The organism is Phenylobacterium sp. (genome assembly GCF_016793285.1).
GTDB lineage: Bacteria > Pseudomonadota > Alphaproteobacteria > Caulobacterales > Caulobacteraceae > Phenylobacterium.
In genome coordinates this window covers 1-10103 of the sequence record NZ_JAEUMO010000123.1, presented here as the reverse complement: position 1 = coordinate 10103, position 10103 = coordinate 1, and the positions used below count along the sequence as shown (strand labels likewise).

The following is a 10103-nucleotide window of genomic DNA, read 5'->3' as shown; positions in this document are numbered from 1 at the left end:
CGATCGGTCGATTCAGGCGGCGGACAAAGGTGATCTCGACCGTGTCACCGGTGCGGCGGATCTCGCCCAGATCGTCGTTCGTCATTGCTCGGACTCCAGGTGCGCGTCGAGGCGGGCCAGCCGGTCGGCCCAGAAGCGGCGATGCGGGGCGAGCCAACTGGTGAGTTCGGCCATCCCGCGCGGATCGAGGCGATAGAGCCTGCGCTGGCCGTCGGCGCGGACCTGCACGAGGCCCGCCGCCTTCAGCAATTTCAGGTGCTTGGAGACCCCAGGCTGGCTCATGTCCAGCGCCGCGACCAGATCGCCCGCCGGCCGCTCGCCGGCCCGCAGGACGTCGAGAATGCGGCGGCGGTTCGGCTCGGCCACGGCTTCGAAGGGAGACATGGGAAAGATATACTCGAATAGATATATAACTGCAATGATATGTATTGAACGTCATCCCCCGGCCCAGTGGGTGGCTCGGGCAAGCCGGGCCGTGATTTCCTTCCGGAAGCGGGCCCGGGCGCCCCTACAGCACCTCGCCCTTCACCCGCGGATGATCGCGCCAGGCCGGCAGGGTCGCCATGTAGGCCAGGGTGTCGCGTTCGGCGGCTTCGCGCGTGCCGCCGCTCTCGCGGAGCTGCCAGTCGACCATGCGGGAAAAGCGGGTGTCGAAGTCCTGGAGCGCGCCGGTCTCGTCGACGCAGTACGGGCAGTAGCGGCCGTTCTCGATCGGCATGCCGCAGCTCTCGCACTTGTGGGTCATGGCAGGTCTCCCGTCGGGGGTTTCTCGGATCGCAGGGCGGCGGTGAGCTCGCCCAGGAGCTCGGTGAGGAGCGCCAGCCGCGCCGGCGGCAGGCGTCCGGCGGCGAGGCGCAGGTGGTCGCGATCCAGCGCGTACATCTCTCGCGCCTGGACTTCGCGGCCGTGGGCGGTGAGCCAGATCAGCGCGCGGCGGCCGTCGCCGGGATCGGGCTCGCGGCGGATCAGGTCCTTGGCGGTGAGATGGTCGACCATCTCGGAGAGCGTCGAGGGCGCGCGGCCGAGGTGGCGCGACAACTCCGTCAGCGTCATCGGCCCGGCCTCGGCCAGGTGCAGCAGGAAGGCGGCGGTCTCGCGGGTGAGCTGCTCGCGCTTGTCGCGCACCCGTCGCACGGCATGCAGGTAGATGTCCTGGTGCGCCTGCGCGAACCGCGTGGCGAAGGTCTCGGGGTCCAGGGTCTCGGCGTCCATGGGCGCGGACGTTGGCGGCGAAGCGATCCTTCGTAAATCCCGATGCAAATCGGCCGCCCGCGCGGTACGGGACGGTATGCCTGCGCAAGGTCGAGTCCTCATCATCGCCGGCTCCGACTCCGGCGGCGGGGCGGGGATCCAGGCCGACATCAAGACCGTGACCGCGCTCGGCGGCTATGCGGCGACCGCGGTCACCGCGGTGACCGTGCAGAACACGCTCGGCGTCACCGGCGTACACCCGATCCCGCCGGACGTGGTGGCGGCGCAGGCGCGCGCCGTGCTCGCCGACATCGGCGCCGACGCGATCAAGACCGGCATGCTCGGCGATGCGGCGACGGTGGCCCTGGTGGCCGGGTTGCTGGACGAGGCCGGCGTGGCGGCGGTGGTCGATCCGGTGATGGTGGCCAAGGGCGGCGCCTCGCTGCTGGCGGCCGAGGCCGTCGCGGCGGTGCGCGAGCGGCTGGTCCCGCGCGCGGCGTTGCTGACGCCCAACGCGCCCGAGGCCGAGGCGCTGACCGGCATCGCGTGCGCGACGACCGACGACCTGCGCCGGGCCGGCGAGGCGCTGCTGGCCGCCGGCGCAAAGGCGGTGCTGATGAAGGGCGGCCACGTCCCGGGCGACCGCGTCGCCGACGTGCTGATGACCGCCGGCGGCGAGACGGTGTTCGAGGGCGAGCGGATCGAAAGCCGGCACACGCACGGCACCGGCTGCACCCTGGCGTCCGCGTGCGCCGTAGGGCTCGCGCAGGGCCTGCCGCTGACTGCGGCCGTGGCGCGGGCCTGGGACTACGTGCATGAGGCGATGCTGCGCGCGCCCGGGCTCGGCGCCGGTCACGGGCCGCTCGATCATGCGTGGCCGCTCAGGGGACGGGCATGAGCGACGAAGCTCGCCTGGAAGCGATCCTGCGGCGCTCCGAGCCGCTGATGCATGTGCTGCGAACGCTCGCGGTGCTCGAACTGCCGGACTGGCTGATCTTCTCGGGCGCGATCTACCAGCGGGTGTTCAACGACCTGACCGGCCGGCCGCTGGACTACGGCATCAAGGACTACGACGTCGCCTACCACGACGCCTCCGACATCGGCTACGAGGCCGAGGACGCGGTGATCCGCCGGGTCGCGGCCGAGTTCGAGCCGCCGCTGCGCGAGATGGTCGAGGTGCGCAACCAGGCCCGCGTGCATGTCTGGTTCGAGGGACACTTCGGCGAGCCCTATTCGCCGCTGAGCAGCAGCGCCGAGGCGCTGACCCGGTTCGTGAGCCCCGTGTTCGCGGTGGGCGTGCGGCTGGATCGCGACGACCGCATGACGCTGCACGCGCCGTTCGGCCTGGACGACCTCTTCGCCATGCGGCTGCGGCCGAATCCGAACCGCCTCAGCCCGAACTTCGACAAGATCGCCGGCTCGGCGAAGGCCCGCTGGCCCGAGATCGAAGTCCTCCGTTAGGCCCTCCGCCCCTCTCGCGGGTCCGCCGCAGGGGAAGTGGCCCTTGCCGCCGCCGCACCCCCGACGCAAGTCGTGTGGCCGACTTCGAGGAGGCCGCTCATGCGCCAATGGACCGTCGACGCCTTCGCCGCCCGGCCGTTCCGGGGCAACCCGGCCTGCGTGGTCGCGCCGTTCGACGCCTGGCCGGACGCGGCCTGGATGCAGGCCCTGGCCGCCGAGAACAACCAGGCCGAGACCGCCTTCCTGCTGAAGACGCCCGATGCGGCGCGGTTCGGCCTGCGCTGGTTCACGCCGATGCTGGAGGTCCCGCTCTGCGGGCACGCGACCCTGGCGTCGGGCCATGTGCTGTTCGCGGACCTCGGGATCGCCGCGGACAAGGTGACCTTCGACACCCTGTCGGGGCCGCTGACGGTGGCCCGCGCCGGCGACGGCTACGAGATGGACTTCCCGTCCCAGCCGCCGGTGCAGACCGCAATCCCCGCGGGCCTGGCCGAGGCGCTGGGCGCGCAGCCGCGCGAGGTCTGGGCCGGGCCCTACCTGGTCGCGGTGCTCGACGACGAGGCGGCGGTCCGCGGGCTGACGCCGGACATCGCGGCGTTGAACGCGGTGTCGAGCGCTGCCACCGGCGGACGGGGCAACGTCGGCGTCGCGGCCATCGCGGCGGAGGGCGGCGGCTACGACGTCGTCGACCGCTTCTTCGCGCCCGGCTCGGGCATCCCGGAGGACCCGACCACGGGGTCGTTGCACTGCATCCTCGCGCCTCTGTTCTCGGCCAGGCTGCGACGCGCGACGGTCCGCTACCATCAGGCCTATCCGGGCCGCGGCGGCGACCTGACGTGCGAACTCGCGGGCGATCGCGTGCTGATCCGCGGCCGCGCGGTCACCGTCGTCGACGCCACGCTGCGCCTCTGACAGGCAAAGACGCCCCCGGAGACGGGCTCCGAGGGCGCTTCGCTCTCCGCCGGGTGCGAGCCCGGCGGGGTTTTCAGGCCTCAGCCTTTAGCGGCGGGCGTACTGGCCGTCGCGCAGTTGGCGGTCGAGGCGGGTCTCGAAGGCCACCAGGCGCCGTTCGAGCTCGTTGCGCTCGTAGCGCGTCAGGCCGTTGCGGCGGTAGGTGGCCTCCAGGCGCGCGATGTCGCGGAATTGCGAGCGCATCATGCCGGCTTCCTGACGGGTCAGGCGGCCGTTGCGGATGCCGCGGTCGATGCGGGCGTCGAGCTGGTTCTGCATCGCGTTGATGTTGAAGCCGCGTTCCCAGTCATGGCGGTAGTCCCAGGCCGACCGGTCGTGGCGGCCGCTGTCGTGACGATAGCCGTCATGGCGATAGTCCTGGGCGGCGGCGGGCGCGGCGACCGCGCCCAGCGAGGCGGCGGCCAGAGCAATGAGAGCGATCTTCTTCATTTGGTGTCTCCTATCTCGTCTGGAGCCAGGGGGAGCCGGCATCCATGCGGCAGATGAAAACACCTGACGGCTGAAACGGTTCTGAGCCGCTCAGTCGGGTTTCGTTCACCTACATTACGAATGAGACAGCCTGTCAGGCCGCGGCGCCGGCCTGGCTGGGGGAGACGCCGTCGGTCGCGGCGGCGTTCAGCACCGCGGAGATCGCGTCGTAGAGCTTGGCGATCTCGATCGGCTTGGCGACGTGGGCGTCCATGCCGACGGCGAGATATTCCTCGACCTGGTGGGTGAGCGCGTTGGCGGTCAGGGCCACGATCGGCGTGCGGCGGCGGCCGCCGGTCCGCTCGGCGTCGCGGATGGCGGACGCCGCGGCGATGCCGTCCATCACCGGCATCTGGATGTCCATCAGGATCAGGTCGTAGGCGCCGTTGCGCCAGGCGTCGACCGCCTCCTTGCCATCGGGGACGATGTCGACCTCGATGCCCAGCGACCCCAGGACCGCGGCCAGCACCTGCTGGTTGGTGGGATTGTCCTCCGCGGCGAGGATGCGCAGGTCGCCGTCGTCCGCGGCCTGGGCCGGCTCGGCGGCCAGCATCGAAGCGGGCCTCCCGCGGGTCAGCGGCAGCTCGACGGTGAAGGTGGAGCCGCAGCCCTCCAGGCTTTCGACCTCGATCGAGCCGCCCATCATCTGGGTCAGCTCCCGGCAGATGGCGAGGCCCAGGCCCGTGCCGCCGAAGCGGCGGGTGGCCGAGTTGTCGGCCTGGGTGAACTTCTCGAAGAGGGCCGGGAGCTTCTCGGGCGCGATGCCGACGCCGGTGTCCTGCACCGTCAGTTTCAGGCCGCCCGAGGCGCTCTCGTCGACGCGGGCGATGACGGCGCCCGACGGCGTGAACTTGACGGCGTTCGACAGCAGGTTGCCCATGATCTGGCGCAGGCGGTCGGCGTCGCCGCGCCACCAGCCCCTGGCCGCCTCGGCGATCTCCACCTGGAAGTCCAGCGCCTTGGCCTGCGCCATGATCTGGAAGTTCTCGCGCACCTGGTCGATCGCGACGTCGACGTCGAAGTCGTCCTCGAACAGGGTGAGCTTGCCGGCCTCGATCTTCGACAGGTCGAGCACGTCGTTGAGCACGGCCAGCAGGAGGCCGCCCGAGCGGCGGATCACGTCGAGGCGGTCGCGCTGGACCTGGTCGAGGGCGCCGAGCGCCATCACCTCGGCCATGGCCAGCACCCCGTTCAGCGGCGTGCGGATCTCGTGGCTCATGTTGGCGAGGAACTGGGTCTTGAGCACGTTGGCGGCGTTGGCGGCGTCGCGCGCCATCTCAAGCTCGCGCATCGCAGCCTTGAGGTCGTCCTCGCGCTCCTCGAGCTTGGCCAGCAGGTGGTTGAAGCTCTCGGTGAGGCTCTGGAAGAGTTCGTCCGAGGCGTCGACCTTGACGGGCGTGAAGCTGCCGGTCGCCGCGATCTCCTGCATGCCCTCCGACAGCGTCTGCACCGGCTGGATCACCCGGTGCGCCAGGCTGCGCGCGAGGAACAGCGCCACGCCCACGCCGCCGAACAGCAGCACGAAGGTGAGCGCGATGAACTGCGGCAGCATCGGGGCGAGCGACGGCTGCTCGACCACCATGCTGACCTGGCCGACCGGCCTGCCTCCGAGCCGGATGGGCCGGACGATGGTCTCGACGGCGCCCGTCGGCGCGGCGCGCGTGCGGAAGCTCGCGACCTCGCGGCCGGCGACGTCCGTCACCTGGCCCGACACCACGTCCTTGCCCGCCTTGACCGGCGCGAGCGCGGCGAGCAGGGCGGTCCGGTCGGGCGTCGCCATCGACGGCGCGGCCACCTGGGCGGCGATCTCGGCGAGGTCCTCGTGGAAGCGGTGCGACTGCGTGCGGGCCACCGCCCACTGCTGCAGCATGAACGTCAGGCAGGCGGCGACCAGCACGACGACGGTGGTCACCAGGCCGACGCCCGCGACGCGCGCATGGAACGTCGCCGTCGGCGCGGAACTCTTCGGCGCCCCCTCGTCGTCTGTGCTGTCCCAGATGACGTTCATGGGCAACGCCTTAGCCCGGCGAGTCCTAACGCTTCGCTTCCATGGGCCGGATGCAACCCAGCGTGGTCTGCCGTCACTGTGCCCTGGGCGCCACGCCACAACCTGCCGCAGACGAAATTATGGTTAACAACCTCTGAATCGATTGCGTGTGCGGTAACCTTTGCTTTACCTTAACGGGTGTCGGGTAACTCTAGGGGTATTCCAGATGGAAAAGGTCTTTGTGGCCCAGCGCGTGGCCAGCAAACTGTTCACGACCGAAGCTGCCGTGGACGGCGCGATGGTCGAAGCCGCCGAGCTGCTCAGCGAGATGCTGAAGGCGCGCCAGGACGTGAACGCCTCGATGGTGTTCGCCGACGACGTGCAGGTGAAGATGATGGAAGCCATCAAGGCGCTGAGCCAAGCTCGCACCGCTATGGTCGGCGTCCACAAGGAGCTGAACGAAGCCAAGCTCCGCCTCGGCATCCGCACCAAGATGGACATCCAGGACAAGCCGCCGGAAGCCGCCGCTCGCACCGCGACGACGCTCCGTGAAGTCGGCTGACGCAACGTCCCGCCGGGCGACCGGCGGATCATTGCAATAGATTAACTGGTTGAGCGCCTCTAATTCGCATTAGGGGCGCTTAATCATGCCTACGTCACTGATCGCACAACTGCTGATCGTCTTCGTCGCGTCCGGCGTCCTGTTCGCGGCGTGGAAGGGTGGCGTCGCCGAACGCCTTGCGGCCGCCGTGGTCGTGGCCAACATGGTGATCGGCCTGCTCGTGGCGGAGTTCCTGCCGGATCTCGAGGGCGCGATCCGCTTCGCCAACGACGGCCTCGCGGCGGTGGCCCTGCTGGGCGTCACGCTGCGCTTCGGCTCGCCGTGGATGGGCGGGGTGATGCTGTTCTACGCCGCCCAGTTCTCGCTGCACTCGTACTACATGGTGACGAGCCGGCCGGACAACGACCGCCTCCACGCCATCGTCAACAACGTGAACTTCACGGGCATCGTCTGGTGCCTGATCATCGGGACCGCCGTGGCCTGGGCCCGACGGGCGCGCCGGGCCAGGGCCCGCGCCGCCGCGGCCGCGCAGGAGCCCGTGGCTTAGCGCCGCTGCAAGGCGCGTTCAGAAAAGTTTCGCTTGCGCTGCGGACGGAACGCGGGCTTTTGCGCCGCGGGCCACGCCCTCCCAACGGGGCGCTGCCTATCTGCGAGGATAGGAGACATCGCTATGACTACGCCGCCTAACCAAGGTGGGGCCAAGCCGGCTATGCGCCCGGCCCGCCCCGAATTCTCGTCCGGCCCCTGCGCCAAGCGCCCCGGATGGACCCCCGAAAACCTGGCCAACGCCGTCCTCGGCCGCTCGCACCGCTCCAAGCTGGGCAAGGCGCGGCTCAAGGAGGCCATCGACCGCACCCGCGAGGTGCTGCAGGTCCCGGACGACTTCCTGGTCGGCATCGTCGCCGGCTCGGACACCGGCGCCGTCGAGATGGCGCTGTGGTCGATGCTGGGACCGAAGCCGGTCCAGCTCCTGGCCTTCGAGAGCTTCGGCAAGGACTGGGTCACCGACGTGACCAAGCAACTGAAGATCCCCGCCGAGGTGCTGGACGCGCCCTACGGCCGCCTGCCCGACCTCTCCAGGGTCCGCAAGGACGCCGATCTCGTCTTCACCTGGAACGGCACCACCTCGGGCGTGCGCGTGCCGAACGCCGATTTCATCGCCGCCGACCGCGAAGGCATCACCATCTGCGACGCCACCTCGGCGGCCTTCGCGCAGCAGCTCGACTGGGCCAAGCTCGATGTCGTGACCTTCTCCTGGCAGAAGGCCCTCGGCGGCGAGGGCGCCCACGGCGTCCTGATCCTGGGCCCGCGCGCGGTGGCCCGGCTGGAGAGCCATACGCCGGCCTGGCCGATGCCCAAGCTGTTCCGGATGACCAAGGCCGGGAAGGTGAACCTCGAGATCTTCGAGGGCGCCACGATCAACACGCCCTCCATGCTCTGCGTGGAAGACGCCATCGACGCCCTGCGCTGGGCCGAGGGCATCGGCGGCCTGACCGAGATGCAGCGCCGCGCCGACGCCAACCTGGCGATCCTCGCCGACTGGGTCGCCAAGACCCCGTGGGTCGAGTTCCTCGCCGAGGAGGCGGCCACGCGCTCGAACACCTCGGTCTGCCTGAAGGTGGTCGACCCCCGCATCGCCGGCCTGTCCGACGACGCGCAGGCCGACTTCGCCAAGAAGCTGGCGTCGCTGCTGGAGAAGGAGGGCGTGGCCCTCGACATCGGCGGCTATCGCGATGCGCCCGCGGGCCTTCGCATCTGGTGCGGCGCGACGGTGGAGACCTCAGACGTCGACGCGCTGACACCCTGGCTCGACTGGGCCTTCGCCAGCCTCATCGCCGAACTCGAAACGGCCTGAACCCCAAGCTCCCTTCCCCTTTGCGGGGAAGGCCGGGGATGGGGGTGAACGCCGCCCATCCCCGCTTGCACCCCCACCCCCGACCCCTCCCCGCAAGGGGGAGGGGAGAAACGAGACCTCCCATGCCCCGCGTTCTCATCGCTGACAGCCTGAGCCCCGCCGCCGTCGACATCTTCAGGCAGCGCGGCGTCGACACCGACATCAAGACCGGCCTCACCAGGGACGAGCTGATCGCCGTCATCGGCGACTACGACGGCCTCGTCGTCCGCTCGGACACCAAGCCCAACAAGGACGTCATCGCCGCGGCGAAGAAGCTGAAGGTCATCGGCCGCGCCGGGATCGGCGTCGACAATATCGACATCCCGGCCGCCACCGCCGCCGGCGTGGTCGTCATGAACACGCCCTTCGGCAACTCCATCACGACCGCCGAGCACGCGATCGCGATGATGTTCACGCTGGCCCGCCAGATGCCCGCGGCCGACGTCTCCACCCAGGCCGGCAAGTGGGAGAAGAACCGGTTCATGGGCGTGGAGCTCTACGCCAAGACCCTGGGCCTCATCGGCGCCGGCAACATCGGCGGCATCGTCGCCGACCGCGCGCTGGGTCTGAAGATGAAGGTCGTCGCCTACGACCCCTTCCTCTCGGAAGAGCGCGCCGTCGAGATGGGCGTCGAGAAGGTCGAGCTGGAAGAGCTGCTGGCGCGGGCCGACATCATCACCCTGCACACCCCGCTGACCGACAAGACCCGCAACATCCTGTCGGCGGAGAACCTGGCCAGGACCAGGAAGGGCGTGATGATCGTCAACTGCGCCCGCGGCGGCCTGGTCGACGAAGCCGCCCTGCGCGCAGGCCTGGAAAGCGGCCACATCGGCGCCGCGGGCTTCGACGTCTTTTCGGTCGAGCCGGCGAAGGAGAACGTGCTGTTCGGCGCGCCGAACTTCGTGGCCACCCCGCACCTCGGCGCCTCGACCAACGAGGCGCAGGAGAACGTGGCCCTGCAGGTGGCCGAGCAGATCAGCGACTACCTGCTGACCGGCGCCGTCACCAATGCGCTGAACAGCCCGTCGGTGACCGCCGAGGAAGCGCCGCGCCTGAAGCCGTTCGTGGCGCTGGCCGAGAAGCTGGGCGCGCTCGCCGGCCAGATGCTCGACTTCGGCGTGCTCGCGGTCGACATCGCCTACGAGGGCCAGGTCTCGAAGCTGAACGTGAAGCCGCTCAGCGCGGCGGGTCTCGCAGGCGTGCTTCGGCCGATGCTGGCGGAGATCAACATGGTCTCGGCGCCCGCCGTGGCGAAAGAGCGCGGCATCACCTTCTCCGAGAGCCGGCAGGACGACTCGCCGATCTACGAAAGCCTGATGCGCATCACCGTCACGACCGAAAAGGGCAAGCGCAGCTTCGCCGGCACGGTGCAGGCCGGCGCCCCGCGCGTGGTCGAGGTGAAGGGCATGGACCTCGACGCGCCGTTTGCGCCGCGGATGCTCTACGTGAACAACCTGGACAAGCCGGGCTTCATCGGCGCGCTGGGCGGTCTGCTGGGCGAAGCGGGCGTCAACATCGCCACCTTCAACCTGGGCCGCATCGACGCGGGCGACGACGCCATCGCGCTG

At 70.0% G+C, this 10103-nt stretch carries 12 protein-coding genes; 7 read left to right on the top strand and 5 right to left on the bottom strand.

Going from position 1 to position 10103, the window contains the following annotated elements:
* Positions 1 to 81 precede the first annotated feature (81 nt).
* From JNL41_RS12280 to JNL41_RS12270, 3 genes are all read right to left on the bottom strand, one after another.
* Positions 82 to 384: a metalloregulator ArsR/SmtB family transcription factor gene (locus JNL41_RS12280; protein WP_293475304.1), complete on the bottom strand. Its 303-nt coding sequence runs from the start codon at positions 382 to 384 to the stop codon at positions 82 to 84.
* Positions 385 to 508: 124 nt separating this feature from the next.
* Positions 509 to 745 (bottom strand): hypothetical protein, encoded by a 237-nt coding sequence (locus JNL41_RS12275; RefSeq protein WP_293475302.1) that lies wholly within the window; start codon positions 743 to 745, stop codon positions 509 to 511.
* On the bottom strand, positions 742 to 1212 hold the full coding sequence (locus JNL41_RS12270) for a MarR family transcriptional regulator (RefSeq protein ID WP_293475300.1): 471 nt from the start codon (positions 1210 to 1212) through the stop codon (positions 742 to 744). The genes JNL41_RS12275 and JNL41_RS12270 overlap by 4 nt, the downstream gene beginning before the upstream one ends.
* A gap of 76 nt (positions 1213 to 1288) precedes the next feature.
* On the opposite strand from JNL41_RS12270, the gene thiD reads away from it, so the two are divergent.
* The 3 genes from thiD to JNL41_RS12255 all read left to right on the top strand — a co-directional run bounded on the left by thiD (position 1289) and on the right by JNL41_RS12255 (position 3564).
* A complete protein-coding gene (gene thiD / locus JNL41_RS12265) occupies positions 1289 to 2089 on the top strand; it encodes a bifunctional hydroxymethylpyrimidine kinase/phosphomethylpyrimidine kinase (RefSeq protein ID WP_293475299.1) in 801 nt (266 codons plus the stop codon).
* Positions 2086 to 2652 carry a nucleotidyltransferase family protein gene (locus tag JNL41_RS12260; protein ID WP_293475298.1) on the top strand — a complete coding sequence of 189 codons (567 nt, stop codon included), beginning with the start codon at positions 2086 to 2088 and terminating at the stop codon, positions 2650 to 2652. The genes thiD and JNL41_RS12260 overlap by 4 nt, the downstream gene beginning before the upstream one ends.
* A 99-nt stretch (positions 2653 to 2751) precedes the next feature.
* Complete coding sequence (locus tag JNL41_RS12255) at positions 2752 to 3564, top strand: PhzF family phenazine biosynthesis protein (RefSeq protein ID WP_293475297.1); 813 nt, start codon at positions 2752 to 2754, stop codon at positions 3562 to 3564.
* Positions 3565 to 3651: 87 nt separating this feature from the next.
* Here JNL41_RS12255 and JNL41_RS12250 read toward each other — a convergent pair whose 3' ends face one another.
* Together JNL41_RS12250 and JNL41_RS12245 are read right to left on the bottom strand one after the other, a co-directional pair.
* Positions 3652 to 4053: a hypothetical protein gene (locus JNL41_RS12250; protein ID WP_293475296.1), complete on the bottom strand. Its 402-nt coding sequence runs from the start codon at positions 4051 to 4053 to the stop codon at positions 3652 to 3654.
* 133 nt (positions 4054 to 4186) lie between these two features.
* The gene (locus JNL41_RS12245) at positions 4187 to 6100 is read right to left on the bottom strand and encodes an ATP-binding protein (protein ID WP_293475294.1); all 1914 of its coding nucleotides are present in this window, start codon (positions 6098 to 6100) and stop codon (positions 4187 to 4189) included.
* 205 nt (positions 6101 to 6305) lie between these two features.
* Between JNL41_RS12245 and JNL41_RS12240 the strand changes: the two genes are divergently transcribed.
* The 4 genes from JNL41_RS12240 to serA form a co-directional block, all read left to right on the top strand.
* Positions 6306 to 6641: a hypothetical protein gene (locus JNL41_RS12240; protein ID WP_293475292.1), complete on the top strand. Its 336-nt coding sequence runs from the start codon at positions 6306 to 6308 to the stop codon at positions 6639 to 6641.
* An 85-nt stretch (positions 6642 to 6726) separates the two neighbouring features.
* Positions 6727 to 7188, top strand: a complete 462-nt coding sequence (locus JNL41_RS12235) for a hypothetical protein (protein ID WP_293475290.1) — start codon at positions 6727 to 6729, stop codon at positions 7186 to 7188.
* Positions 7189 to 7311: 123 nt separating this feature from the next.
* A complete protein-coding gene (locus tag JNL41_RS12230; protein WP_293475288.1) occupies positions 7312 to 8496 on the top strand; it encodes a phosphoserine transaminase in 1185 nt (394 codons plus the stop codon).
* 122 nt (positions 8497 to 8618) lie between these two features.
* Positions 8619 to 10103: phosphoglycerate dehydrogenase (gene serA / locus JNL41_RS12225; protein WP_293475286.1), on the top strand; the 1485-nt coding region annotated here is incomplete at its 3' end.

Excerpts from the sequence above, each read along its gene's own strand:
- JNL41_RS12275 (WP_293475302.1), bottom strand. The coding sequence starts at position 745 with ATGACCCACAAGTGCGAGAGCTGCGGCATGCCGATCGAGAACGGCCGC.
- JNL41_RS12280 (WP_293475304.1), bottom strand. The coding sequence starts at position 384 with ATGTCTCCCTTCGAAGCCGTGGCCGAGCCGAACCGCCGCCGCATTCTC.
- JNL41_RS12255 (WP_293475297.1), top strand. The coding sequence starts at position 2,752 with ATGCGCCAATGGACCGTCGACGCCTTCGCCGCCCGGCCGTTCCGGGGC.
- JNL41_RS12230 (WP_293475288.1), top strand. The coding sequence starts at position 7,312 with ATGACTACGCCGCCTAACCAAGGTGGGGCCAAGCCGGCTATGCGCCCG.
- JNL41_RS12260 (WP_293475298.1), top strand. The coding sequence starts at position 2,086 with ATGAGCGACGAAGCTCGCCTGGAAGCGATCCTGCGGCGCTCCGAGCCG.
- JNL41_RS12245 (WP_293475294.1), bottom strand. The coding sequence starts at position 6,100 with ATGAACGTCATCTGGGACAGCACAGACGACGAGGGGGCGCCGAAGAGT.
- thiD (WP_293475299.1), top strand. The coding sequence starts at position 1,289 with ATGCCTGCGCAAGGTCGAGTCCTCATCATCGCCGGCTCCGACTCCGGC.
- JNL41_RS12270 (WP_293475300.1), bottom strand. The coding sequence starts at position 1,212 with ATGGACGCCGAGACCCTGGACCCCGAGACCTTCGCCACGCGGTTCGCG.
- JNL41_RS12240 (WP_293475292.1), top strand. The coding sequence starts at position 6,306 with ATGGAAAAGGTCTTTGTGGCCCAGCGCGTGGCCAGCAAACTGTTCACG.
- JNL41_RS12235 (WP_293475290.1), top strand. The coding sequence starts at position 6,727 with ATGCCTACGTCACTGATCGCACAACTGCTGATCGTCTTCGTCGCGTCC.
- JNL41_RS12250 (WP_293475296.1), bottom strand. The coding sequence starts at position 4,053 with ATGAAGAAGATCGCTCTCATTGCTCTGGCCGCCGCCTCGCTGGGCGCG.